The organism is Pseudomonas sp. GW821-FHT07G10, assembly GCF_059418545.1.
This window is the reverse complement of sequence record NZ_JBWKQB010000003.1, coordinates 20,947-46,095: the sequence shown is the minus strand read 5'-3', so window position 1 is coordinate 46,095 and position 25,149 is coordinate 20,947. Positions and strand designations below refer to the sequence as shown.

The window sequence follows — 25,149 nt, the reverse complement described above, 5'->3', positions numbered from 1 at the left end:
GCAGGTTTCTTGTTATTGGCCGACAAAGTCGACTTCGAGTTGCTGTGCGCCCTTTGGCACGTTCAAACTTGCGATCGGTATCAGAATTCGCCGCTCTGGGAGGGAGGAACTTGGGCGTGACCAAAGTTCTTTACCATCTGCTCGAACGACCAAACGCCCTCTCGCTGCCCTGCTAACCCGCATTTGAAGATGCTTCATTCCCTCTACAGAGGAGAGACTGAGTCGTTGTGGTACGCAGAGCTTCAATTCACCCTTGCAGATAATCTCTACCGTCCGGTCTGCAGCAGGAAGTTGCCCACGTAGATCACGGGCGATCATGGTGGCTATTTTGCGACCCTCGCGGAACGACCAACCTGCGGTTTCAACGGGACGCAATAGATTTCCTGCGGCGAAGTAAACTGGGTCGGAACAGCGCCCGTACTGATCAATTTCCGGCCCACCGCTTTTCAGGTCGAGCGTTAAGTCACTCAATCGCACAAGACTGGATTCGGGGATGAACCGCCCTGTCAGCAACACACCGTCACAATCGAATTCCTTGATGCTTCCATCGACCAGACGAACACTCGCTCCTTCAACTCGACCGGTGCCGTGTATTTCGTGTAGCTGCGCGCCGAAATGCATGGGAACGCCGCAAATCCTTGGGAAAAGCGACAAAGGCCAACGTGCAGTAGCGCGGTTGTTTGTCTCGATCATCGCCACAGGTTTGATCCCCGCACGACGGCAGCTCATGATCGAAGAGAGACTGACGAGCTCGGTACCCACGATCAAAGGTCGATCGAAGGGTTTGAGGTGTTCCAAGTAGAGATAGGACTGAAAGGCCCCGGTATTGATAACACCGAGCGGGCGATCCCCACCCACAAGACGAGCCGAGCGCGGTGTCTCCCTTGCACCTGTCGCTATAAGCACCCTCTTTGCCTGGATGATGAGTGCCCTCTCAGGGCTCACAATCTCTAAATGGCCACTTTCCCCAAGCCGTGTAACTGAGTGCTTCATCCGGATGTCTACACCGGCCTTTAGCGCTTCCTCGACGTTACGCTTGGCATAGTCGGGGCCACTGTAGATCCTCCCGTATTCCCAGAATCCAAAAGGAGGATGCCCACAGTGGCGAGGTATGCCGCCAGCTTCTGGTTCACGCTCAATCACTACGACTTTATCTACGCCAAGCTTACGCAGCTCTATCGCAGCCGAAAGACCAGAAGGCCCGCCACCGATAATGGCGACATCAACGTTTTCGATTTCAATGGGACTCATGACAAACACCTGTAGCAAGGGGAATGGCGAGATGGCCGGCGCTTAACTGGGCCACCCGCGCCCCACAATAAAAACCTTGGCAACGCCCCATGCAGGCACGTGTCCGTCGCTTCAACCCGCCCAAGTCACCTGGCGGGAGCGCACTGGACAATGCATTCTCAATTTCTCTGAGCGTAACCATTTCACAGTGGCAAATAATTTCCCCATAGCCTGGCCGCTGATAATCCCGAGGCAGGTGTTCAGCCAAATTGGGTAGTGAAGGCCATTGAAGGCTGGTCGCTGCGATCGGCAGATGACGACCTTCGTAAATGCTGAAAACGTGCTTTGCGATACCAAGCGCAGCCGTCAGGCCGGTGGAGCGAATGCCACCGACGGTGATCCAGTTCTTACCCTCAACCCTGCGTACTCGATATTCTTTCTTATCACTTGCAGGTCGCAGTGCTGCATAGGTTGCAGTCACCGGCATTCCCTCAAGCGCGGGGATACGCTCAACGGCGGCGTCCACCAACTGGCTCAGAATTTCACTATTGAGGCCGGCATGAATGCGATCTTCCTGCTCCTCAGCCGTAGGCCCCACGAGGAGATTGCCGTAGACCGTCTTGGTCAGGACGATGCCTTTAGTGCGCTCGTTGGGCACAGGCAGCACGATATTTGTCAGGTAGCGCGAGGCTGCCTTATCGAACACAACAAATTGGCCTTTACGAGGATGGATGGAGAAGCTCGATTCGCCGAGCAGCTTTTGCTCTAGTAAGTCACCGAACAAGCCGGCGCAATTGATGATCGTCTTGCCTCGAACCACACCGTTTGTGGTATCAAGCGACCAGGTCTCACCATCTAACTTCCCGCTGTTAACTTCGGTGTTGAATTTCACTTGAGCGCCATGCATCAGTGCCTGGAGCAGATACCCCAACGGAGCCGACCACGGATCAATCAAATACTCGCCAGGGACTTCTGCCGCCCCCAGAGCATTGAGTGCCAAGTTCGGTTCCAGGGCACGTACGCGACTACGATCTATCAATTTGACGTCCGCGACGCCGTTGTCATGCGCTTGCTGGACAATACCTTCCAGCTTTTGAAGATCATCCTCATTCCAGGCAACGACCATCGCACCTGTCTTAAGCACGGGTAGCGACATGTTTTCGTGAATGTCCAGGTACTCGCGGTAGCCATCCTTCATGCACTGGAGCTCAAGACTGCCTCGCGGCGCATCGAAGCCCGTATGCAAAATGGCGCTGTTCCCTTTACTCGCGCCTGAAAGGATATCGGGGCTTTTTTCCAAAAGGAGCACGCGAGCCCCTTCCAGAGTGAATCGCCGTACCATCGCGCATCCCACAACACCGCCGCCAATGACTACAACGTCGTAGGCATCGGTCTGATTCGGGAATGGTTTCGTCATGATCAAGCCTATCTGGTGAAGTAACAGCATCTTTAATGACCGGATAAGGGTGCATTGCATATGCCACTGACCGATTTCCGGTTGGAATGACCGATTGCACTCCTCCTATCACTCGTAAATTTCCGGATCATCAAAACGATGAGCGAAAAAAATGAGTATCAAGGCTGAGTAATCAACCAATGTTTATTGATGCATTAGGCTAAAAAGGGGAGATTCGAGAACCGCAGTGATCGGCTGACCAAATCCACGCCATCCGCAGCATTCCGCAGCATTCCGTCAAAATACCGATCCAAGTAATATTTTGTGGAATTAGTCAATATCAGTGGAAAGTGATACGAGGCTACACAATGGAGCGCCCGGTGGTTACCTTTGCACACTTTTGTGGAAAAACACCCTATTTACGTGGCTTCCAGGCTATCGAGTTGGGGCTGCTAACGGCCGTTTCAAAAATAAAACTCACAGCCTTTAGGCCTTAACTGGCCTACATTCGGTCACAAAAACCAAACAAATGTGACTGATAAAGCATTATTAACCGCATAAAACCACATGTAGAAATTACATAGGCATAGATGGTGCGATCTGGAAGGAGCTCTTGCCCGCCCGGGCTTTCCCTTCTTTAGAGATGTCATTGCCATGCAACGCAGACACTCTCGGCCCTGCAACCAATACCCCTGAAGCGATCGAAGGCCTTGTAGAAGCGGGCGTCGACGTTGTGCGCCTCAACTTTTCCCATGGTTCAGCCGAGGATCATTTCGCCAGAGCCGAGTTCGTCAGAAAGATAGCTGCCAAACATGGTTGATTCGTTGCCGTATTAGCCGACCTGCAAGGCCCAAAGATTCGCATTGCCCGCTTCGCTGAAGGAAAAGTGAACATCACCAAAGGCGAGCAATTCGTTCTGGATGCATTGAATTGCGGGTACTGACGGTTAAGAGCAAAGGGCGGCTGAGTTTGGCTTCACGCTGCAACCGGCGAATGATGTTTCCCAGTACAAACTAATCGAGCGTTTCGGCACAGCTATCGAGCATTTCGGCACAGTAACCACCCTTTGATCTACCTAGACTCGGGTTTCACTCTAAGATGCAGATGAGATCGCAATGAAAATCAGATTAATCCTGCCGGCCCTATCTATGGCAGTAGCACTCAGTGGATACGCTGCCGATTTCTCGCTGACCAGCCGGGATATTGCTGAAAACCGACCGCTGACCAATCTTGAAGTATTCCAAGGCTTCGGTTGCGAGGGGGGGAATACCTCTCCTGAGCTTTCCTGGAGTAACGCCCCTGCCGGGACTAAAAGCTACGCGATCACGGTCTACGATCCTGATGCGCCGACCGGCAGCGGCTGGTGGCATTGGACTGTGGTCAACATACCTGCTTCAACCAGCAGCTTGCCAAGAGGAGTGGGGTCGAACCTGCCTATTGGTGCAGTACAAGGGCGGACCGATTATGGTCAGTCGGGATTTGGTGGAGCTTGCCCACCAGTCGGGGATAAGCCCCATCGCTATCAATTCACCGTATGGGCATTGAAAGTAGATAAGCTACCACTCGACGAGCAGGCCAGCGGCGCCTTGGTTGGCTACATGCTTAATGCCAATACCCTGGCCAAAGCCACAATCACTTCCACTTACGGACGTTAGGAACGATGCACCCTCCTGCCAGCATCCAGCACCGAGAAAACTTCATCGAGGGTTGCGTAATCCGGGCTCGGCAGCCCCATACCTTACAAAGGGTGCCGATATTCGTTACCACCTTGTGTCGAGTGCGGCAGGGAGAAAAGCTGTTGCAGTGGGACGAGCGGGAGATGCGTGCAGGACCACAACATCTATTGCTGATGCCGGCAGGGTGCGAACTGGGAATTTCCAACCTGCCCAGCCTTTACGGACACTACATCGCCGATGCAGTGACCTTTCCCAGCTCGACACTGCGTAACTTCAGCGCTCGATATGGCCAGCAGATCATGAGTCATCGTAGTCGAGCCTTGAAGACGGACCTATGTGTCCTTCTGGATAGACATACAACACAGGCATGGGATCAGTTATTGGCCTCCATCAGTGCGAATGCCCCAGACGCATTACGCACACTCTATGGGGAGGCTGTCCTTCTGAGCTTGGGCCTTTCCGGCCTGGCCGGGCCGCTGCTGATGAATCGCAACGATCCACTTTGCGAACGTGTGCAGCAGCTTGTAATGGGCAACCCTGCCAGGGAATGGACTGTTGCAAGCGTCGCACAACAGCTAAACCTTGGTGAATCGACTTTGCGTCGCCAACTGGCCAATGAAGGTGACAGCTTCAGGAACATTCTGGAAAACGTCCGACTAGCCATGGCGTTGCAATGGTTGCAAACCACGTCTCGCCCCATCGGTGAAATCGCCGCTGCCTGCGGTTACGCCTCGGCCTCACGTTTTGCAGTGCGCTTTCGCTCGCACTATGGTCTGTCGCCACGGGAATTGCGGGCGGCAATTTAAGCATTCCTGTGAGGTATCCCCATACCTTCCTGTTGAAACAACCCCGTGGCGCGATCCCGAACGTCACCTCCACTGCGGGGTTCGTACCCAAGACCGTCATCACCAGCTACTGCGCGACGAAAGCCGCGCTTTATTCCTGCGCGCAATTGTTGCGTCAACGACTCAAGGGCATCAGCCTTCAGGCCGTCGAGATCGTTCCACCCGGTCAGCCACATTAGTTCGACGTTGAGCTGGACCTCTCGCTCTTGCTTACAGCTCGACTGGATGCAGTTCAGAGTTCATAGACAAACAACGCGCACTGGGTCGGTTTCAGTGACGTAATCCTCAAGGCTCTCCGGACGCCGGATTTTATTGTGCAAACTCTAGTGCTCGATCATCGGCAGCAGCCCCACCAGCACTTGCGGCATTCGCACGAATCCATCAGACGCCAGAAAATGACCGCCATGCTCCACTGACATTAAAGGCGACTTCAGCTGTATGGCGAGTGAGGCACTTAACGCGTAAGGAACTATCGGATCATCCTGGGCTGCGATCACGCGACGATTGTCGACTTTTTGTATGATTGCGTTGTAATCCACAGGGGGACTGACAAAGTCATCAAGTTGCGGGAGGGAGGGAAGCTTTGCGGAAAAGCCCGACACCAATAGCATCCCACCGATCCGGGTTCCCGCCGGCTGACGCTGTAAGTACCTGAGTAGCGCGATACAGCCAAGGCTGTGCGCGACAAAAAATGTCTCACGATCCTGGCGGGTAATCGTCTGGTCGAGATAGTCTGCCCAAGCTTTCGATGACGGATGGCTCGAGTCAGGTAAAGACAGTATATGTGCCTCGATACCTCGTTCGGCCAGGCTGTTCTGAAGCCACGCAAACCAGTGATCGTCTGCGGAGGCTGCGTAGCCATGAAGGATGTAGACAATTGGCATGAGGGGCTTGCTGGAGGCAGTAGCCGGCAGACCATAGATGCAAAACACGGCGACAATGCAAGTCAGCGAAGCAGCTTTCAGGAAACTGATCATTTGGGAATACCAACTCTTTTCAGGAAACAAGACATCAGTCTGAACCCTGACAGCACTGTGAAGGTCAAGGAAAACGCGATGCGAATTAGCGAGGTGTCTCGGCTGACCGGGGCCAGCGAGCGAATGCTGCGCTATTACGAAGAACAAGCGCTGCTCTGCCCGCAACGATCAACCACCGGGTATCGGTCCTACAGCGATCAGGATTTAAGAACAGCGCACGCCATATGCCAGCTAAACCGCGCAGGGCTCAGGCTGGAAACCATTCGTATGGTGCTGCCTTGCATGATTGACGATACACCTCGTTTTCATCCATGCGCCGCAGTGCGCTCTGCTTTGCGTGACGAACTGGAAAGGTTGGAAGAGAGGCTCGAAGCCCTGATGCAAAGCCGACGTGTTCTTGCTGCTTTCGTTGGCCAGGTAGAGAGTTAGTTTGTATCCGTCCGCCCAAGTCATCTACCCAACCCTGCAAAGCCAAGACATGGTGTGCACTTAAATTTAAGTGGGCACCAGTTCTAGCCTTTTAAGCGGGTATTTCATGCAGCCACAACGCCGTTCCTACTCCAAATCCTTCAAAGTCCAGGTCATTCAAGAGTACGATCAGCCCGGTGCCTCGATTGCCAGCGTCGCGCTGAGCCATAGCCTCAATGCGAACCTTGTCCACAAATGGATTCGGCTGCAAACGCAAAAAAGCACGGAGCTGCAACCTGCTTTTATTCCGTTACCCATGAAGCTAGCCGGAGCAAATTCGCAAGCTGCATCACCGAATATCTGCGTTGAAATCCGGCAGCCGCGTGGCATTACGGGCATGATCCATATGCTTACCTGAAGGACGTCCTCACGCGCCTGCCGACGCAGCGGGCGAGTGAAATTACGGAGTTACTGCCGCATAGGTGGACGCCCGTTTAGTCACGCAAGGTGTGAGGGCGGACGATACGTTTTTTCGAAACGGTTTTACCATATAACGTCAGTTCGCAGCCCGGAACCTAGCAATAGGTGATCTGAGAACACTTACACTGGAAGTGACGACAACGATGCCTGACAGCAAAGGCATCGGTGTCGCTTGCCTGCTCTGACAGTCCGTCGGGGTCAACTCATCTCTGGAACGAGGTGGCTCATGAACGTCAGGTTTTCAATAGCGTGCATATACTCAGAGAATCTCGGATCTCCATCGTTGAACGCCTTTGCCACTTTTTGTGCGTTCTCAAGACTGTCCCACATTGCTAAGTCCGCGAAGATTCGGTCGTCGCTCATAGGGCAGTAGGCGCGGTACTCGATCAAACCAGGGAAGGTCTTTAACGTTTCACGAAGACCTGCGCGGAGCACAGGCACTTGCGCAACGCATTCCTGTTTGACCTTGAAAATGGCTAATTCGAGTACATGAGATGAGCGCTGCATAGGGATGACCTTCTGTGTGTTAGGGAGTCCCAATTATCAGTGCCTCATACTGACAGCGTAGTGTCAGTAGTGGTGATCGCTTTCCACTGGCTTGCCTGGTGCTTCATATACGCTTGGAGATCAAGGGCAGGATTGTCGGGTGATGGTTGTTGGGCAATAGCGATGGAGGCTATGCGATCGACCCGAAAATCGCGGTAAGCCGCCTTGGCACTACACCAGCTTCCAACCGTCCACTTTCCTCCCCAGTAGAAAAGGCCAAGGGGAGAAATGAGACGTTGCGAAACCACACCGTCCAAGCTGGTATAAATTATCTTCAGCGCCTGAGTGTTTTCGATGGCATTTCGAAGGGTTGCCAAATGGGCACGCGTTGAGGAAGGTGTTGCTCCAAGTGCCCTGATTTTTGCCGTGCTGGGGTCAACCTTGTGATGGACTATGGACGCTGAGATTTTGCTCAACAACATCCCCGCAGCAGCACTTAGTTCGTTATCGGCGGAAGCTGAAAGCATTTCCATCCCGAGCATCAATGCATCCAGTTCGAGCTTGTTCAACGTTAAAGGCGGCATCTCAAAATCGGCATCCAAGGCATATCCCACGCCAGCGGTACCATAGATTGGGATTCCACTGAAGGAAAGGTCGTCGATGTATCGATAGATTGAGCGAACGGAAACTCCGACTCGGCTAGCCAGTCGTTCAGCAGAGATTGGCTGATGGACACGAATCAGATTTACCAATTGAAATAAGCGATCAGCTTTACGCACCAGGTGTGCTCAACTGAGAGTCCTTCGCAAGCTCAATGGCCGCGTTAATGGCGGCCCGAGCTTGGGGGCTATTCTTCCAGCAAGTCGATCCCACTGCTGCCGATGCCTGAGCCAGGATGTCACAAACATTCGCTTTGCTGAGCACAGCTAGCGAGTCAATGCCCATCTGCTCAAGGCGAGCGATAACGGCCGGCCCCACGCCCTTTAGAGCCAACAAGGCATTATGTTCCGTCAGTGGAAATGGCATCCGTAAACTCCTGTTATCGGCCAATGAGGCAACCGGAGTTTGCCCGACGAGAGAGGGCATCTCAATAGATGGACTCCATCGCCCCAAGCGTAAGCATCAGGAAGGTGGGTTCGGCAGACGGACGATGCGGCTGCCAACCCAGCGCGCGAGTGAGATCGAGCAGCTGCTGCCGCATAGGTGGATACCGGCCTGACTAACGTCGAGCGATTCGGTCGCACGCTTGTCGGAAGCCAGCTATCGCCTGCTCAATCTGGCAATGTCTTAGCAATTGCCGCTTCAAGCATAGGTTTGGCTGCGTCATGCAAGAGTTGGCCGTGAGCGCCTACGACATGTTCGAAATCAAGCCTCAGAAGCCTCTCGAAGTCGGCGGCAAGGCTGCCCCCCTCCGGCGTGACGCGTTTCAGCCAAGGGCCGCCAATAAGTAGCGTCAGCTTAAAACCCATCATTCGAAGTACGCATCTGCTAAGGAAAGTCGTGTAACTCCAGTCGGCCCAATATTGAATGCTATCCGTGGCGATGAGCAGTTTTAGATTCTTCAGCAAAAGGCACGCCTCAGGGTATTTGGCCGCTTCATACACGAAAAACTGTGCATCAGGCATCGGCGGAGACGCTGCGGCGTTGATCACATGGTTTGCCATAGGCACCTTGTAAGTCTCCGGTCGAGATTGGCACCAGAACTCCGCCTGATATCGGTCAACGTAAAACCGATCGTCTAGACCATGGAAATCTCCTAGACGCAGGACATGGCGAACATTACCTAGCGCATCCAGCTGACTAAGTGCGGCATCGCTCAGGCGCACCGGGTTGATGAGGGTCAATTCATCGCCACTTTTGACAATGACCATGTTTCGGTTCATACGCATTCCAGGGCCGATCCTGATGCTGCCATGAACTAGGTAAACGTTGTGGAAAATAGGAGTGATAGGGTCATGGGGGAACGCGGGTGGGTACACTGACAATTCCTTGTGAAGTTATCCTTACTCACTGCTTGGCGAATCCTTATCAACCCAAGCGTGACGACCGTACCTTACCTTGGGACGTCCTACGCATCCATAGCTGACCCTGCCAGCAATGTTCAGGATCCTATCTAGACCGTTGCGCGGTGAGGTTCGGGGGCGACTGCACCTCATTGCAGATCCTGCTCAGTACAGGTAGGCGCCTTCACCGGACGGTTACATTACACAAGGTGTGTTGAGCGGACGCTTATCCAGAAATGTCGAACTGGGGAGGTTCATCGTGGCACCCGCAACCTGGGATGGTAAGCGCGGGGGGCGCGGGCTTGAGTGTATTTGCCGGGCGCGTCCCCCCGCTCTGTCCTGCACTGCGTCAAAGTGGGCGGTCAAGAAACAACAAGCGTGCCGCTAACGCTGCCATCACCCCAGCAAAACCATAAGTCCCCAGACGCTTGGAGATCCTGCCGCTGCCCAGTTTCCCTCTTAGCTGCCCGGCACACATCCCAAGTACGGTATGGAAGATTAGCGCGATCAGCGCAAGCAGCGCTCCAAGGAACATTAATTGGAGGCTAACATCGCCGGTTGTTACGCTGACGAATTGAGGCAGGAATACCATAAAGAACAAAAGCGCCTTAGGATTCAAGAGGCTGTTGAGGGTGCCTCGGGCGAAGATTTTCCACAAGGAAGCCAACTGAGGTTGAGTGCCCTGAGTCACTGCTGGCGTTTTTAAAGCTTGCCAGGCGATCCATATGAGATAACACGCCCCGGCCAAGCGTAGTACTTCGAACGCTGGTGCCCAGCTCATTACCATAGCGCCAATACCTGCGCTAACCAAAGCGGTCATCAGCAAGTCAGAGAAGGAAATACCAAGAGCGGCAGCGAAGCCCGCACGCCAACCGTGGGCCAACGCATGGCTGGTCACAAAAGCCATGTTCGGGCCCGGAACGATTAACAGGAGCATGGCGGCGACAATGAATAGATAGAGATTGGCTGCATCCGGCATGGGCATCACTCCGTAGGCTTGAGCGACGACGATAAGCGAACTATTGATATGGCGGTAGCTACAGTCAGAGTTTATCTAATAGCAACAGTCGATTTTCAGGGAGCGTTAACTGCTGCTGTCGCAGGGATGCATAGGGCACGTGGACAGGCGAACAGGCTGTTCTCGGGGTCGTTACGCAGCGACAAACGCGCGGTTGCGATCATGAGTTTGATCCAGTCGGCAAGGCTCGATTGGCACGATCCAAATGCTTGCCTGAAGGACGTTCTCACGCGCCTGCCGACGCAGCTGCCTAGCGCAGTTACAGAGTTGCTGCCGCATAACTGGGGGCCGTCGCGCAACCTGTGATGCCCAGCCGATTACCATGAACAAGCAGAGTCCGCGCCAGAAAGCAGTCCGATGGTTGCAAATGCTCTTTCTCGCGAAGCGTTTTCCAGAGTGGCCGGAACAGCTGAATGAACTCGCTGTAATGTGTCGTCAGCTCTTCGATGTTCCAGCTCTCGCGCACCTGCAAACGCAGAGCCTTGGAGGTCAGTTTGACTGACGGGATGAGGAGCGACCTCGCTAGAGCGTCGCTCCTTTGAATCGAAAAACGCTTACGTCTTCTTCAATGACTACCGACGCGCAAGGCTTTCGCTGGCAAGGCCAGCAGCATCGCCAAGCCACCAGCGAGCATTAGCAACGCGATGGTGAATTCCGCCCCGGCGTTACACAGGCCAGCGACGCTCGACTCCTGTCCTGCAACATGTGCCCATTTACGTGCTTGCGTTAACCCGCGATCTTTATTGCAAGCTCAGCGACGTGTTTACCCTGGAAACGCGCAATATCCAGTTCATTTTGTGACGGTTGCCGTTTGCCGTCGGCGCCTGCCAGGGTCGTCGCGCCATAGGGCGTACCGCCGGTGATCTCGCTCATGTTGGTCAGTCCTGCGCAGGTGTAAGGCACACCCACGATGACCATCCCCTGATGCAGGAGTGTGCTGTGGAACGACGTAATAGTGGTTTCCTGGCCACCGTGCTGGGTGCCGGTCGACGCAAAGACACTGCCGATTTTCCCGACCAGCGCGCCGCTCATCCACAGTCCGCCGGTCTGGTCGAGAAACGTGCGCATCTGTCCCGCCATATTGCCAAAGCGCGTCGGTGTACCAAAGATGATGGCATCGTAATTGGCCAGCTCGTCAGGTGTTGCCACCGGAGCCTTCTGGTCAAGTTTGACGCCGATGGCTGCTGCCTGTTCGGCCGGGATGGTTTCAGCGACACGCTTGAGCGTTACGTCGGTGCCGGGGACGGATCGTGCGCCTTCGGCCACTGCGCCAGCCATCGTTTCGAGGTGACCGTACATCGAGTAATAGAGAACCAGTACCTTCGCCATGATTTTTTCCCTGGATTAAGTGCCATTCGATGGATTAGGAAGATCTTGGATTACACCACTGCCAACGAACCACAGCGGCAGGTGTAGCGCTTGGTCACGAACAAAACTGCGGCTCACACCCCACCCGACTGCAGAGACTTTGACGGCATGCGGACTTAACACTAGCAGCTCCGTATGCTGCCTGCTGGCAGACAGAGACGCTTTTATAAGCAGTGTCAGCGACACCATTTCCAACCAGGTCACGTACCCGCTCAATTCCTGGGTTTGGGGAGCATGCCGACCAAGATGTCATCCTTGTCGAGGAAGTGGTGCTTAAGAGCGACCAATAAATGGCCGCCGACGAAGACGTGCTCGAGTTTGCATAGTCATTAAAACAGCGGACACCAAGGTAGTTCGCCTCGCATCCTGCCAGTGACACAGAGGCAAAAAAGCCCTGACATCGCTGGCAGTCGCGTATCGACTCACAACCACTTCCACTACCCGCCTCGGGCTGTGTGTCACTAGGTTCTATGTCTAAAACACCCGCTCCCTTATTTCGGGGGTCTGAGAAATATTCAATGTCATGATCATTCACCTGATCTTATGGGTGTCTGCGGACGAAAGCCGGTTCAAGTCTCAGGCGAGTACTTTCCAGCCCAATTGCTCACGAGCCTCTTGCAGGTCGGACTGCAGATCGTGATCCCACAGCCAATCGAAACGCTCTGCAAGGGTTTTGCCCAGCAATTGCTCGTTATCGGCTACTGCCGGATCACGCAGTTCATAGAGCTCGCCGGCTTCCCAGGAGGTGCGTTGCACACGACAGGCACGTGGACGACGAATAGCGTCATAGACCTCTAGCACCGCCTGTGGCCGGCTCGCCAGAACCTGTGGGTCGGCCAGCAATCGGGCCAAAAGCCAGGCATCTTCCAACCCCTGCCCTGCGCCAGCGCCCTGGTGCGGCAACATCGCGTGGGCCGCATCTCCGATCAGCCCTACACGGCCGTGCACGTAACCCGGCAGCTCTTCAAGTTCATGCAGAGCCCAAAGGGTCGGTGCCGGAATGCACTCGAGCAGCACTCGCGCGGCATCGCCCCAATCGGTGAAGGCCGCAAGCATTTCTTCCTGGCTGGCATTACGAACCCATGGGGAATCGCTCGGCCAGGAGGGGTCAGGCCGACTGCGGTCGGAAATGAAGGCCACTACGTTGATCAGCCGGCCTTGCTTGACCGGGAATGTGAGGATGTGTGCATCGAGCCCCAGATACATCTGCGGAACGTCGACAAGGTGCTCATCGACACCCCGAGCCCGATAGGCAGCGCGCAACTGTTGGCTATCGATCATTCCCCGGTAGGCGCAGGTACCGCTGAAGCGCGGCGCCGCAAGGGGCTGGCCGAGGCCTTGAAGCACATGATCACGAATCGAAGACTTGATGCCGTCAGCGGCGATTAACAGGTCGCAGCGGTGTTCGCTGCCATCGGTGAACAGCACGCGGACCTGTTCGGCATCCTGTTCCACGCTCACCGCACGCTTGCCGAATTGGGCGATACCGTCGGGCAACTGGCTGGCCAGAGCGTCGAGAAAATCAGCACGGTGCACCGAAGACTGCCCTACCCCTTCGGCAAGACTCGCGCCCAGGTAGCCGGCATCCTCGCCGCGGCGCCATTCGAACCAAATATCCTGCCAGGGATCAAGCGTGCGGTCGGCGATCTGCCGGTAGGGTTCGGCAATGCCCAGACCAGCGATGGCACGAACGGCATTGGCGCCGAAGGAAACACCTGCACCGACCTCGCCAAAGGCGGGTGCCGATTCGAATAACTGCACGTTGAGATGGGAGTGGCGGCACAGATCCAGTGCCAATGCCACGCCAGCGATACCGCCGCCGACAATACCGATGTGCAAGGTAGATTGAGAGGTATACATAGCAAGGTACCCATGAGGCTGATTGTTATTGGAGTAACCAGATAATCGCCATCTGAGTGCTATTGATAAATACCGTAACTCCCATACCCGGCATTACCAGTGTGAATATTACTCAGCAGAGCAATGCAAACCCGTCGTCATATCTTCATTTTTTAATCCGGACTTTTCGCCAGCATGCTCTACAAGCTGTATATCTTTCAGATACGACGAGCCCTTAACGGAACTCGTCTTTTTTCTGCTGCTATTACTGCGGTATAGCCTGCCTGGACGATGTGATCTGACGGCTCGCGGCGTTTTGCATCAAGAAGACCAGAATGGCTACTGCTCCAACCAATCCTGGTATTGCGAAGATGAGGAAGCTTGCCTGCAGCGGCAACGATGAGGCATGCAGCGCGCCGCCCAGCAGAGGACCAACGATTGCACCCGTGCGGCCAACACCCATCGCCCAACCGAGGCCTGTGGCCCGTATCTGCGGCGGGTAATATTGCACGGTGCAAGCGTTGGCCAGGATTTGCGTGCCGATGGTGCACGCCCCGGCAACAGCGATGAGTAAATAGAGCACAGGTAATGGGGCTTTGAGTGCGAGCAGGCTCAGGGCCAAAGCACCGCAACCGAAGAAAGCGAACAAGACCTTTGCGATGCCTATTCGATCGCCAAGCCACCCACCGGCTACCGCTCCGATAATCGCGCCAATGTTCAGCGCCACCAGAAACGCCAGGCTCGAGTTCAAGCCGTATCCTGCGGCGCTCATGAGTTTTGGCAACCAGGAGCTCAATGCATAGACCATCAACAGGCAACAGAAAAACGCCAGCCATAGCATGAAGGTGCTCAACTTGCGCCCGTCCCGGAACAACTGCGCAATCGATACGTTCGTGCCTTTAGCGACTATCCGGTTCAACTGATCGATTGCGCCGGGCACATAACTCGGTACGGCCTGCGTCAGTAACGTCTGGGCCTTGACCGTCTGCCCGGTGCGCAGAAGAAAATCCATCGATTCGGGCAACTGCCATACCAACAGTGGCACTGCCAACAGTGGAATCAAGGCCACATAGAACACCGCTTGCCATCCCCACTGAGGAATCAGCACCATGCCCAGTCCGGCGGACAGCATCCCCCCTAGCGAGTAACCACTGAACATGACGGCGACCAAGGTGCTGCGGGATTTCCTGGGTGCGTACTCGTTCATCAACGCGACAACGTTGGGCATGACCCCACCGATCCCCAGGCCGGCAACAAACCGGCACAACGCAAATGCCTCTGGGCTCTGCGCCAAGCCGTTGATGGCTGTGACACCGCTGAAAAGTGTTACGCACATCATGATGACTTTACGTCTGCCTATCCGGTCCGACAATGATCCGAAAAACAGCGCACCCAACATCATTCCTACCAGCGCACAGCTACCCAGCGCTCCAGCTTGTAATGAGCTCAGCCCCCACTCGGCCATCAACGAGGGCAACACGACCCCATAGATCACCAGGTCATAGCCGTCGAAGATGATGATTAGCGCACACCAGAACAGTACGCGCGCATGGAAGGCGTTGAAACGTGCCCCGTCAATCAGGGCTGATACATCGATCGTTCGCATGGCATCGCTCTTTTTGTCATTGTTATAGAGCCGGAGGATCAGACGTCTCCGGGCGTTGCGCGGTGCCCAACTAGCTGACCGATATGCGCGTTGTTCTTGAGGGACGTAAACCGTTCAGAGTTTGGGCATTGCAGCGATCATGGCCAAGGCATCCACCGTGATAAATGCAGCGATCCGAATACCTACTATTTCGAACGTGAATAAAGATCAGAGATGAGCAAAAGCCAAGCAATTCTTACGATGGACGCAACGGTGTAGCACTTGATAGGCTTGCGGTTCTTGCAGCGGCCATTTCAGCGCGGTGCAAACCCAGCGGCGGGCAACGGTTTATCGCCCTGGTATGAGCCAATCTGCACGAGGCGTTATGGAATTACGTGAGCTGGATCTCAATCTTCTTTTGGTGTTCAACCAACTGCTCATCGACCGTAGGGTTTCGACTGCGGCGGATAATCTTGAGCTGACCCAACCCGCTGTCAGCAACGCGCTAAAGCGGTTGCGTAGCGCCTTGAACGACGAACTTTTCGTACGCACCTACCAGGGAATGGAGCCCACGCCTTATGCCCGGCAGCTGGCTGAGCCGGTTGCGCAAGCCATTCAAACGTTACGCGATGCACTTAGCCGACAGGACACGTTTGACCCGCTGCACAGCAATCGCAGATTCACCATGGCAATGACGGATATTGGTGAAATCTACTTCATGCCGAGGCTAATGGATGCTCTGGCTGAACGCGCTCCGGGTTGCTCGATCAGCACGCTGCGCAACAACGTCGATACCCTGGCCGAAGGGCTGCAAAACGGTGCGATCGATCTTGCTGTCGGGTTGCTTCCTCACCTTCAAGCGGGTTTTTTTCAGCAACGCTTGTTTCACCATCGCTACGTCTGCTTGTGCCGCAAAGGCCATCCCGCCACCAGGGAGCCGTTGACGCTGGAACGTTTTTGCAGCTATGACCACGTTCGTGTTGTAGCAGCGAACACAGGACACGGTGAAGTTGATACGTTCCTCGCACGCGCCGGTATCGAGCGAAAAATACGTCTGGAGGTTCCGCATTTCGTTGCGGTCGGCCACATACTTCAACGCACGGACTTGCTGGCAACAGTGCCTGAACGGTTTGCCACCAGTTGCGAACAACCCTTCGGGCTCGCCGTTCTACCGCCGCCGCTGGAGCTGCCAAAAATCGAGATCAATCTGTTCTGGCATGCCCGTTACAACAAGGATCCGGCCAATCGTTGGTTACGCCAGCTCATGTTCGAGCTGTTCTCCGATTAAATGCACTGAATCCTCGGAGTATGACGGTCATTAAAAGTCGTCACGAGCGATAAACCCAAAATCCGTAGGCTGTTCGCCCGCCATCTCGTGCCCCAGCCCTCCCCACCATTGAATATCTGCGATGGCAGATTCCTTCAACACCTGCGCATGAATATTCAATACCCATGCCGTAGCGCGCCCGATGATCAAACCTCAAAAGAAGAACAAAAATCGAGGAGATATAGGCAATGACGCCCTCAGATATCCGCAATAAGCAGTATCGGGAAAAAAACACGTCTAAGCTTTTTAGCTCCTTGACGGTACAGTAACGGTCAGAACGCGGCTTGACCCGTGATGACTTCTACGGCCCTCGGCTGTGCGGCGACCCTGACCGACAGAGCTTCCCGAGTGATTGGATACATCGTGTCCAAGCAGAGAAACCCACGCCGCATTCAAACGCTCGCAAGGCTCACTTGGCACCTCGCCACAAGGACCGGGAGCAAATAAGTAGCAGACTAACGTTTACTGTACCGCGCTCTCATTAGCCTGCTAGGTTCGGGTTTCTGCAAAAAAGATAGGGAGTGAATTGAAGATGAACGAAAAACAAAAGCGGCCGCTGTACATTCCTTACTCCGGCCCGTCGTTACTGGAAATGCCCCTGCTGAACAAGGGCAGCGCTTTCAGCTCGCAGGAGCGGATCGACTTCAACCTGCTCGGCCTGTTGCCGCAAACCACGGAAACCATCGAGGAGCAGGCAACCCGGGTTTACCGGCAATATGAGCTGTGCACCAGCGATATCGACCGGCATGTCTTTCTGCGCGGCGTGCAGGACAATAACGAGACACTGTTTTTCCGTCTGCTCGAAGATCACCTCGAAGAGATGCTGCCAATCATCTATACCCCGACCGTCGGCCAGGCCTGCCAGGAGTTCTCCAGCATCTACCGCACCCATCGCGGACTGTTCATCGCCTACCCCGACCGCGATCGCATTGACGATATCTTGCACAGCGCCACCAAGGGCAACGTCAAAGTCATCGTGGTCACTGACAGTGAGCGCATCCTCGGGCTCGGCGACCAAGGCATCGGTGGCATGGGTATCCCGATCGGTAAATTGTCGCTGTACACCGCTTGTGGCGGCGTCAGCCCGGCCTACACCTTACCGGTGGTACTGGACGTCGGCACCAACAACCCTGACCTGCTGAACGACCCGATGTACATGGGCTGGCGCCATGCACGTGTCAGCGGTGAACAGTACAACGAGTTCGTCGAACTGTTCATCCAGGCCATCAAACGTCGCTGGCCCAACGTGCTGCTACAGTTCGAGGATTTCGCCCAGACCAACGCCACCCCGCTGCTGGAGCGTTACCAGGACCAGATCTGCTGCTTCAACGATGATATCCAGGGCACCGCTGCCGTAGCCGTCGGCACCTTGATCGCCGCGTGTAAGGCCAAAGGCGAACGTCTGTCCGATCAGGTAGTGACCTTCGTCGGCGCAGGTTCAGCCGGCTGTGGTATTGCCGAGCAGATCGTCGCGGCGATGATGCTCGAAGGGCTGAGCGACAGCGAGGCTCGCCAGCGCATCTTCATGATCGACCGCTGGGGCCTGCTGACCGATGACATGGCCAACCTGCTTCCGTTCCAGCACAAGCTGGCGCAAAAGCGCAGTAGCATGCCGGCATGGGCTGCAGGCAATGGCGATTTAACCCTTCTGGATGTAGTTAGCCACGCCAGGCCCAGCATTTTGGTGGGTGTATCGGCGCAACGCGGACTGTTCACCGAGCAAGTCATTCGGGCCCTGCATGCGGGCTGCTCCAAGCCGATCGTCATGCCGCTGTCCAACCCGACCTCCAAGATCGAGGCTACCCCTCAGGAAATCCTTACCTGGACCAATGGCCAGGCTCTGGTGGCCACCGGCAGCCCGTTTCCACCGGTCAGCCTGGGCGAGCGCAAGATTCAGATCGCCCAGTGCAATAACTCCTACATCTTCCCCGGTATCGGCCTGGGCGTCTTGGCGGTCATGGCCACCAGGATCACCGATGGCATGATCATGGCCGCTTCCAGAGCCTTGGCCGACTGCTCGCCACTACTCACCGGAGAGGGTGATGCGGTGTTGCCACCGTTGAGCGAGATACAGGCGGTGAGCAAGAAGATCGCCTTCGCCGTAGCCAAACAGGCTCAGGAGGAAGGCAAGGCTTTACAGATCAGTGACGAACGTCTGCACTTGGCAATCGAAAGCAACTTCTGGCAAGCGCGTTACCGGGATTATCGTCGTTCCTCGATCTGATGCATAACGATCTGTGGGAGCACGTCTCACGTGCTCCCACACTGTCCGGGCATACCGGAATACCCACACACCATGTCGCACCGTTACAAAATATGAAACAGACCTTCTCATTTCATTAGCTAGCTATCGTTTTTTTCGATTGTTAGACTCCCCCCGCCACCATGGCTCATCCACCTGGTGCTTCGTGTCCTGCAACCCTGTTACGCCCTGATCGGCCGGAATCTGCCCTTCTCGTTGCGTCGACGTACAACCGCGCCAGTCGCCCATGGCCGCAGCAACATCCGGATGAGCTGAGCCAACATGTTTGACCGACCTGATGAGGCAGTAATGGAACCAGGAAGCTATCAATTGACCATGAGTGTGCTTATGACCCCGGACAAAGCCAATTTCTCCGGCAATGTTCACGGTGGGGCTTTGCTCAAGTTGCTTGATGAAGTGGCCTTCGCTTGCGCCAAGCGCTATGCCGGCAATTATGTGGTGACCCTGTCGGTCGACCAGGTGATCTTCAAGGAGCCGATCCGCATCGGTGAGCTGGTGACCTTTCTGGCCTCAGTGAACTACACCGGTCGTTCCTCGATGGAAGTCGGCGTGAAGGTCATGACTGAAAACATTCATGAGCGCAGCGTACGCCACACCAACAGCTGTTACTTCACGATGGTCGCTGTCGATCACAACCACCGCCCCGTAGCCGTGCGCTCTCTGGTTCCGGAGACCTGCGCCGAACAACGCCGGTACGCCCAGGCTCAGCAGCGCCGCCTGCAACGCCAGGAGCTGCAAGCGCGCTACGACTCGCTAAAAGTCTCCCAGGCTTGAACCACGTGAAACCGAGCGGTCAGCCGATAGCTGTCGATGCCACACTACAAGGAACAACACGCATGAAACTATCATTATTGAGTCGTTACTCATGCTTCGCCTTTTGCTTTGTCTTTACCCTCGTCGGTCTGTGCCTGTTCGAGCGCATCGAGTGGCTCTGGTCCTTCACTCTGATCACCGGGATCCTGACGCTGATCGGCCTTAATGACCTGCGTCAGACCCAACACTCGGTGCGTCGCAACTATCCCGTCATCGGTAACCTTCGTTACCTGATCGAACATATCCGTCCAGAGATCCGCCAGTACCTGCTTGAAGGTGATGACGACGAACTGCCCTTTTCCCGCACCCAACGCTCGCTGGTCTATGCCCGCGCCAAGAACCAGAGCGCGGAGAAAGCCTTCGGCACCCTGAAGGATGTCTACAAACCCGGCTTTGAATTCATCGTTCACTCGATGCTGCCCAGCGAAGTGCTCGACCCCAAGGAGTTCCGCATCATGGTCGGCGGCCCGCAGTGTCGTCAGCCTTACAGCGCTTCGATCTTTAACATCTCCGCCATGAGTTTCGGCGCCCTGAGCGCCAATGCCATCCGCGCTCTGAACAAGGGAGCAAAACTGGGCGGCTTTGCCCATGACACCGGCGAAGGCAGCATCAGCCCCTATCACCGTGAATTTGCTGGCGACCTGATCTGGGAACTGGGCAGTGGCTATTTTGGCTGTCGCGACCAGGACGGTCGGTTCGATCCCGAGCGTTTCTCCACGCAGGCCTGCAACCCTCAGGTGCGGATGATCGAGATCAAACTCAGCCAAGGTGCCAAGCCCGGGCACGGCGGTATTCTGCCCAAGCATAAGGTGACTGCGGAAATCGCCGAGACCCGGGGCGTGAGCATGGACCGCGATTGTGTGTCACCGGCTCGCCACAGCGCCTTTTCTACACCGATCGAACTGCTGCAGTTCGTTCAAAAGCTACGTGAACTGTCCAATGGCAAACCGGTAGGCTTCAAGCTGTGCATCGGCCAACCCTGGGAGTTCATGGGGATCGCCAAGGCGATGCTCAAGACTGGCATCCTGCCCGACTTCATCGTCGTCGACGGCGCCGAAGGTGGCACAGGCGCCGCACCAAGGGAGTTCAGTGACAACATTGGCATGCCTCTGCGCGAAGGGTTGTTATTCGTGCACAACACCCTGGTCGGCCTGAACCTTCGAGACAACATCCGGTTGGGTGCCAGCGGCAAGATTGTCAGTGCCTTTGATATCGCCAGTGTGCTGGCTATCGGTGCCGACTGGGTCAACTCGGCGCGCGGCTTCATGTTTGCCATCGGTTGCATCCAGTCCCAAAGCTGCCACACCAACAAATGTCCGACCGGGGTCGCCACTCAGGATCCGTTGCGCCAGGGCGCATTGGTGGTCGAGGACAAAGCCACTCGCGTCTACAATTTCCACCGCAATACCCTGATGACACTGGCCGAAATGCTCGCCTCCGCGGGTATCGAGCATCCCTCGCAATTAACCGCCGAGCACCTGGTACGGCGAATCAGCGACACCCAGATCCGTTTATTTTCCCAGACACACACCTTCCTTAAATCAGGCGAATTGCTCGATGACCGCTGTACCAGCGAGTTCTATTTGCGCATGTGGCACAGCGCCCGGGCCGATAGATTCAAACGCAACGACTCAGGCGATGAGATCGTTGTCGACAGGACCTCATCTGAGACTCGATATACCGCTATCGCGTGAGTATTGCCATCAGTGCACCGCTGAGATAGAGGGTTGGCCAACGCATCCGCTTAGTGCTCTCCCGGTGACTGGAATTGGGGTATTCATTTTGATAGGGAAGCTGAACCAGAACAAAAGGCACGCATAGCACACTCGCCGTAGCACTGGTCGTTCTCGGTATCACCAATGCCAGTGTCCAGAATACCGATCCATCCACAGATCGAGTGTTATACAACGCTCGATCTGGTCACTCCGTTGTTGAGAAATATCCTCTAAAACTGGACTGCATTACAGAGTCAGATAAGATCGAAAAATACATATCAGATACAGAGGAAAAGCCAGTTTTGATGCTCAAATAACGGCAACTATTCTCATCAAATTTTACAAGCGCTGACAGTTGATAAGTCAGGTGTCAGCAACACCTGACTCATCAATATTCAGATCGGAAATAGCCACACGTATCAGGTTCTGCCTATCTGGAAGCGGAGCGCCGTAACTGCGCATTCAACTCAGTCTGCGAATCGACTATGTGCTCGACCAGATACTGCGCATCCCGCGCGACCCCGGAAAAACGCCCGGAGCCCCAGGTGTACAGCCACGGCAACCCGAGGAAGTACAAACCCGTCTGCGCTGTGACCCCACGCTGGTGGCCCGGATGACCACGACCGTTGAACACAGGGGCTTCTACCCAAGTGAAATCTGGAGTGAAGCCAATGCACCAGATGATGCTGGTGATGCCCTGCGCTTGCAGGTCCAGTTCACTGCGCTCCTGCTCGGGCGTCCAGACCGGCTCATAACTCTCACCGGCTGGAGCGACAATCGAGTGTTGCTCGATGTATTTATCGATCGATGCGTTGATCCGGTTGTAGACCGCGTCAGCGCTGTCCAGGCTCTCGCCCAGGTTGCAGGAAAACTGCAAGCGATTGCCTTCCAACCCCTCAAGACGACCAAATAATTCCATACCTTCGCGAGCAAAAGTGCGCAGGTCGATATCGCGCCCCCCATCTCGGCCGGTGACGTAGTGGTTGGTGTTGTCGCGCACGCCTTCACGCAGCGGATGGGTATCAACGCCGATATCGTAGTAGCCCATTTCCGCCAGCCAATCGACCACGTCCTTGCCACGGTAAAAGCGCGCGCAACGCGGCGCGTCGCCGACCGCCAGAAAGACCTTGCGCCCGGCCAGGTGCAGGTCCTCGGCGATCTGCGCGCCTGATTGCCCTGAACCGACCACCAGTATATTGCCAGCGGGTAAAGCCTGTGGGTTGCGGTATTGCTCGGAGTGAATCTGATGGATGCCCGCTGGCAGACGCTCGGCCAGGCGCGGGATGATCGGCGTGTGATAGCCGCCCGACGCGACAATCACCTGATCGGCAGTGAACTCGCCTTGCGAGGTGTGTATATCGAAACCACCAACGGCTCGGGGGACCACGCGCTGCACCGCGACACCTTCACGGACCGGGGCATTGACCGATTTGACGAAGCCGGCCAGGTACTCGTTGATCTGATCCTTCTTCATGAAACCGTGAGGATCGCTGCCGTTGAAGCCGTCGGTATAGGTATAACCCGGCAAAGCGCATTGCCAATTGGGCGTTACCAGACTGAAGGCATCCCAGCGCTGGTTGCGCCAGGTGTGGGTCAGACTGTGCTTTTCCAGCACCAGATGATCGATGTCCTGTTGTTGCAGGTAGTAGCTGGCGGATAATCCGGCCTGACCGCCGCCAACGATGATCACACTGTGGTGTGGAGGTTTGACTGTAGTGAGGTGACTAGCCATGGGGTGCTCCGGAACATAATGAAAAAAATAAGGGTTGAAGGGGAAAGACCGTTGAATCAGAACGAACTCCAGCCCGCGCTAATCACCTGGCCTACGCCTTCGGTACGCATGCTGAGAACGTCCACCTCACCAGTCTCGAACAGCTCGCCTTCGAGATAACTGGCCTGTCCCTTGAGCGAACTCAAGGTGTCCATGGCCGAGCTGCAATAGAAGCCCTTGACCTGCTTGACCCGCTCCGAGGCGCTGTTCAAGGCGGCCTCCACGCGCAGCAGAAATTCGGCGAGCGGGTAACTGGCCCCCTCTTCCAGGTGTTGATAAATCACGGTCGACGGCGAATAGCCTGTCGCTTCCTTGCCATTGGGCCAGCGGATCTTGAAGTTGACGGCGGGCATGTCAGTGCTCCTGTTCGGTGAGTGTCAAAGGGCTGAGATCGAGATGGAGGTAGCTGAAGCCGGTAAATGCCTGCTCGCGCAGATTCCAGAACTCATCGTGCTGCTCACCGGCGCAGACCCGCAGTGAGCCACTGGCGTTGACCTGGCCGATGCGTTCGCAACGCACACCTTCAAAGGCGAAAGCGGCCTGGACCTCGCTCCAGTCCCCTCCCTCCAGGGTCATCACAAAGCCGTAGCTGGGGAACACTTGCAGCCAGCGCTCAAGGTCGACATCTGGCGGACATGGCAGCGCCGGCAGATCAATGGTCGCGCCGCAGCCAGTGGTTTCCAGCAGCATCAGCAGGCTGCCCAGCACCCCGGCATTGCTGATGTCTTTGGCCGCCCGCAGCAAGCCGGCTTCGGCCAGTCGCGGCAGCACTTCGAGCTTGCTGCGCAGGCGCTCGGCCGGCACGCCTTCGAAGGCTTTCCAATAAGTGCTGTCGGCATGCCAATACCCCTCAAGGTCTACCGCCATGGCGATGACTTGACCGGGAGCCACGTGCAGCGTGGACAGTAGTTGGTGAGCGATGCCGGTGATCGCCACCGCCAGTGCGGTCGGGTTACCAGCGGCAAGGCTGGTATGCCCACCGGCCAGCAGCAAACCGTAGGCTTCGCAAGCCGCACGGATACCGGCCAGCACCTGCTGCGCCGCAGCGTTATCGTGATGCCAGTAAGCATTGACCACCGCTGTGGCGCGCCCGCCCATGGCCGCAATATCACTGACATTGGCCATGACCGCCGACCATCCGGCGAACCAGGGTGCGGTCTGAACGAAGGCCGGCAACATGCCTTCGATGGCCAGCAACTGGAAATGATCGCCACAGGCAATGGCCGCCGTGTCATCGCCTGGCAACGCGTAAAGTTGCTCGCGAGTCAGTACCTGTTTTACCTGACCGATGACGGCCGCTGGCTGCTGAATCGCCTGCTTGGCGCGCATCGCTGGTGTACAGCGCAACGTGTCGAGCAGCGCCGACAGGTCAAGAGTTTCAGTCATGACGGGCCACCTTCAGCGCACGCAGCGAGACCTGGCGCTGCATCAATGGGTAGCTCGACAACCGCGCCTGCATCAGGCAATGAGGCCGTCCAAGCAACTCCATATGTTCAAGGGTTTGCCAGCGCAGACCATGGAAGTACCTTTCGTTCTGTGCCTGCACCGTGGCGCGAAATATCTCGCAGCCCAGCTCCTTGGCTCGCGACACCGCTTCGTTGACCAACGCCTTGCCGATCATGCTGTGGCGTCGATAGGCCTGGGCCACACACAAGCGCCCGCCAAACCACAACCCAGGCTCTGGTTGATAGATGCGCACGGCACCGACCACCTGATCCGCCATGCCGCAATTGCCGGCCAGGGCGACAATGGCGATGGCCTGGAAATCGTGGCTGTCCTTGTCCTGAGCCAGCAGTTGCTGTTCATCCGAAAACACCGAGCGACGCAGAGCAAAATAGGCCTGTTTCTCCCAGTTTTCGCTGGCAGGCTTGACCACCAGCTCGCCGGCACGAAACGGCTCGAAGGTGCTATCGACCAAAGCAAACGCGAGGTTGGACATGGTGAATCCT

Annotated in this window: 24 protein-coding genes and 4 pseudogenes; 12 read left to right on the top strand and 16 right to left on the bottom strand. The window is 55.8% G+C overall.

All coding sequences use genetic code 11. The features are described 5' to 3' along the window. Nucleotides 1-12: 12 nt before the first annotated feature. Together AC07O1_RS06110 and AC07O1_RS06105 are read right to left on the bottom strand one after the other, a co-directional pair. Entirely contained in the window at nucleotides 13-1,251 is a 1,239-nt protein-coding gene (locus AC07O1_RS06110) for an NAD(P)/FAD-dependent oxidoreductase (RefSeq protein WP_495088220.1), read from the bottom strand. After that, nucleotides 1,238-2,647 carry an NAD(P)/FAD-dependent oxidoreductase gene (locus AC07O1_RS06105; RefSeq protein WP_495088219.1) on the bottom strand — a complete coding sequence of 470 codons (1,410 nt, stop codon included), beginning with the start codon at nucleotides 2,645-2,647 and terminating at the stop codon, nucleotides 1,238-1,240. The genes AC07O1_RS06110 and AC07O1_RS06105 overlap by 14 nt, the downstream gene beginning before the upstream one ends. 622 nt (nucleotides 2,648-3,269) lie before the next feature. On the opposite strand from AC07O1_RS06105, the pseudogene AC07O1_RS06100 reads away from it, so the two are divergent. The 4 genes and pseudogenes from AC07O1_RS06100 to AC07O1_RS06085 form a co-directional block, all read left to right on the top strand. Beyond that, nucleotides 3,270-3,539 (top strand): annotated as a pseudogene (locus AC07O1_RS06100) (pyruvate kinase); the annotation flags it as partial. A gap of 202 nt (nucleotides 3,540-3,741) precedes the next feature. After that, a complete protein-coding gene (locus AC07O1_RS06095; RefSeq protein WP_494991633.1) occupies nucleotides 3,742-4,281 on the top strand; it encodes a kinase inhibitor in 540 nt (179 codons plus the stop codon). 5 nt (nucleotides 4,282-4,286) lie between these two features. After that, nucleotides 4,287-5,108: a helix-turn-helix transcriptional regulator gene (locus AC07O1_RS06090; protein ID WP_495088218.1), complete on the top strand. Its 822-nt coding sequence runs from the start codon at nucleotides 4,287-4,289 to the stop codon at nucleotides 5,106-5,108. Between the two features lie 8 nt (nucleotides 5,109-5,116). Then, on the top strand, nucleotides 5,117-5,326 hold the full coding sequence (locus tag AC07O1_RS06085) for an SDR family NAD(P)-dependent oxidoreductase (RefSeq protein ID WP_495088217.1): 210 nt from the start codon (nucleotides 5,117-5,119) through the stop codon (nucleotides 5,324-5,326). A gap of 144 nt (nucleotides 5,327-5,470) precedes the next feature. Here the strand turns inward: AC07O1_RS06085 and AC07O1_RS06080 are convergent, their stop codons facing one another. After that, entirely contained in the window at nucleotides 5,471-6,031 is a 561-nt protein-coding gene (locus AC07O1_RS06080) for an RBBP9/YdeN family alpha/beta hydrolase (protein WP_495088216.1), read from the bottom strand. On the opposite strand from AC07O1_RS06080, the gene AC07O1_RS06075 reads away from it, so the two are divergent. The 3 genes and pseudogenes from AC07O1_RS06075 to AC07O1_RS06065 all read left to right on the top strand — a co-directional run. Beyond that, complete coding sequence (locus tag AC07O1_RS06075; RefSeq protein ID WP_495012309.1) at nucleotides 6,008-6,553, top strand: MerR family transcriptional regulator; 546 nt, start codon at nucleotides 6,008-6,010, stop codon at nucleotides 6,551-6,553. The genes AC07O1_RS06080 and AC07O1_RS06075 overlap by 24 nt on opposite strands. Nucleotides 6,554-6,659: 106 nt before the next feature. Continuing rightward, entirely contained in the window at nucleotides 6,660-6,950 is a 291-nt protein-coding gene (locus AC07O1_RS06070; RefSeq protein WP_495088215.1) for a transposase, read from the top strand. Continuing rightward, nucleotides 6,926-7,030 (top strand): annotated as a pseudogene (locus AC07O1_RS06065) (transposase domain-containing protein); the annotation flags it as partial. The gene AC07O1_RS06070 and the pseudogene AC07O1_RS06065, both read left to right, overlap by 25 nt. Nucleotides 7,031-7,210: 180 nt before the next feature. On the opposite strand, the gene AC07O1_RS06060 reads toward AC07O1_RS06065, so the two are convergent. From AC07O1_RS06060 to AC07O1_RS06040, 5 genes are all read right to left on the bottom strand, one after another. After that, nucleotides 7,211-7,519 carry a hypothetical protein gene (locus tag AC07O1_RS06060; protein ID WP_494991637.1) on the bottom strand — a complete coding sequence of 103 codons (309 nt, stop codon included), beginning with the start codon at nucleotides 7,517-7,519 and terminating at the stop codon, nucleotides 7,211-7,213. 44 nt (nucleotides 7,520-7,563) lie between these two features. Further along, nucleotides 7,564-8,277: a helix-turn-helix transcriptional regulator gene (locus AC07O1_RS06055; protein ID WP_494991638.1), complete on the bottom strand. Its 714-nt coding sequence runs from the start codon at nucleotides 8,275-8,277 to the stop codon at nucleotides 7,564-7,566. After that, nucleotides 8,270-8,524, bottom strand: a complete 255-nt coding sequence (locus AC07O1_RS06050) for a helix-hairpin-helix domain-containing protein (RefSeq protein ID WP_494991639.1) — start codon at nucleotides 8,522-8,524, stop codon at nucleotides 8,270-8,272. The genes AC07O1_RS06055 and AC07O1_RS06050 overlap by 8 nt, the downstream gene beginning before the upstream one ends. Before the next feature lie 245 nt (nucleotides 8,525-8,769). Beyond that, nucleotides 8,770-9,369, bottom strand: coding sequence for a hypothetical protein (locus AC07O1_RS06045; protein WP_494991640.1), 600 nt, complete (start codon nucleotides 9,367-9,369; stop codon nucleotides 8,770-8,772). Between the two features lie 481 nt (nucleotides 9,370-9,850). Next, nucleotides 9,851-10,480 (bottom strand): LysE family translocator, encoded by a 630-nt coding sequence (locus AC07O1_RS06040; protein WP_495023818.1) that lies wholly within the window; start codon nucleotides 10,478-10,480, stop codon nucleotides 9,851-9,853. 135 nt (nucleotides 10,481-10,615) lie between these two features. Here AC07O1_RS06040 and AC07O1_RS06035 point away from each other — a divergent pair. After that, a pseudogene (locus tag AC07O1_RS06035) lies at nucleotides 10,616-10,825 on the top strand (transposase domain-containing protein); the annotation flags it as partial. 7 nt (nucleotides 10,826-10,832) lie between these two features. On the opposite strand, the pseudogene AC07O1_RS06030 reads toward AC07O1_RS06035, so the two are convergent. The 4 genes and pseudogenes from AC07O1_RS06030 to AC07O1_RS06015 form a co-directional block, all read right to left on the bottom strand. Then, nucleotides 10,833-11,012 (bottom strand): annotated as a pseudogene (locus tag AC07O1_RS06030) (PaaX family transcriptional regulator C-terminal domain-containing protein); the annotation flags it as partial. A 233-nt stretch (nucleotides 11,013-11,245) separates the two neighbouring features. Continuing rightward, nucleotides 11,246-11,848: an NAD(P)H:quinone oxidoreductase gene (gene wrbA / locus AC07O1_RS06025; RefSeq protein ID WP_123359376.1), complete on the bottom strand. Its 603-nt coding sequence runs from the start codon at nucleotides 11,846-11,848 to the stop codon at nucleotides 11,246-11,248. A gap of 615 nt (nucleotides 11,849-12,463) precedes the next feature. After that, nucleotides 12,464-13,747, bottom strand: coding sequence for a salicylate 1-monooxygenase (salA, locus tag AC07O1_RS06020; RefSeq protein WP_495088214.1), 1,284 nt, complete (start codon nucleotides 13,745-13,747; stop codon nucleotides 12,464-12,466). 244 nt (nucleotides 13,748-13,991) lie between these two features. Then, nucleotides 13,992-15,332, bottom strand: coding sequence for an MFS transporter (locus AC07O1_RS06015; RefSeq protein WP_495088213.1), 1,341 nt, complete (start codon nucleotides 15,330-15,332; stop codon nucleotides 13,992-13,994). Nucleotides 15,333-15,696: 364 nt separating this feature from the next. Here AC07O1_RS06015 and AC07O1_RS06010 point away from each other — a divergent pair, with 364 nt between their 5' ends. From AC07O1_RS06010 to AC07O1_RS05995, 4 genes are all read left to right on the top strand, one after another. Beyond that, complete coding sequence (locus AC07O1_RS06010) at nucleotides 15,697-16,599, top strand: LysR family transcriptional regulator (protein ID WP_494991736.1); 903 nt, start codon at nucleotides 15,697-15,699, stop codon at nucleotides 16,597-16,599. A 571-nt stretch (nucleotides 16,600-17,170) separates the two neighbouring features. Then, nucleotides 17,171-18,862, top strand: a complete 1,692-nt coding sequence (locus tag AC07O1_RS06005; protein ID WP_495088212.1) for an NAD-dependent malic enzyme — start codon at nucleotides 17,171-17,173, stop codon at nucleotides 18,860-18,862. A 327-nt stretch (nucleotides 18,863-19,189) separates the two neighbouring features. Continuing rightward, nucleotides 19,190-19,675, top strand: a complete 486-nt coding sequence (locus AC07O1_RS06000) for an acyl-CoA thioesterase (RefSeq protein WP_495088211.1) — start codon at nucleotides 19,190-19,192, stop codon at nucleotides 19,673-19,675. A 62-nt stretch (nucleotides 19,676-19,737) separates the two neighbouring features. Beyond that, the gene (locus AC07O1_RS05995; protein ID WP_495012300.1) at nucleotides 19,738-21,408 is read left to right on the top strand and encodes an FMN-binding glutamate synthase family protein; all 1,671 of its coding nucleotides are present in this window, start codon (nucleotides 19,738-19,740) and stop codon (nucleotides 21,406-21,408) included. A gap of 451 nt (nucleotides 21,409-21,859) precedes the next feature. On the opposite strand, the gene AC07O1_RS05990 is transcribed toward AC07O1_RS05995, so the two are convergent. The 4 genes from AC07O1_RS05990 to AC07O1_RS05975 are packed head-to-tail and all read right to left on the bottom strand — an operon-like array spanning nucleotide 21,860 to nucleotide 25,139. Further along, on the bottom strand, nucleotides 21,860-23,161 hold the full coding sequence (locus AC07O1_RS05990) for an MSMEG_0569 family flavin-dependent oxidoreductase (protein WP_495088210.1): 1,302 nt from the start codon (nucleotides 23,159-23,161) through the stop codon (nucleotides 21,860-21,862). A gap of 56 nt (nucleotides 23,162-23,217) precedes the next feature. After that, entirely contained in the window at nucleotides 23,218-23,553 is a 336-nt protein-coding gene (locus AC07O1_RS05985; RefSeq protein ID WP_494991663.1) for an MSMEG_0570 family nitrogen starvation response protein, read from the bottom strand. A 1-nt stretch (nucleotide 23,554) separates the two neighbouring features. Further along, a complete protein-coding gene (locus tag AC07O1_RS05980) occupies nucleotides 23,555-24,586 on the bottom strand; it encodes a sll0787 family AIR synthase-like protein (protein WP_495088209.1) in 1,032 nt (343 codons plus the stop codon). Then, nucleotides 24,579-25,139: an MSMEG_0567/Sll0786 family nitrogen starvation N-acetyltransferase gene (locus AC07O1_RS05975; RefSeq protein ID WP_494991665.1), complete on the bottom strand. Its 561-nt coding sequence runs from the start codon at nucleotides 25,137-25,139 to the stop codon at nucleotides 24,579-24,581. The genes AC07O1_RS05980 and AC07O1_RS05975 overlap by 8 nt, the downstream gene beginning before the upstream one ends. Nucleotides 25,140-25,149: the final 10 nt, after the last annotated feature.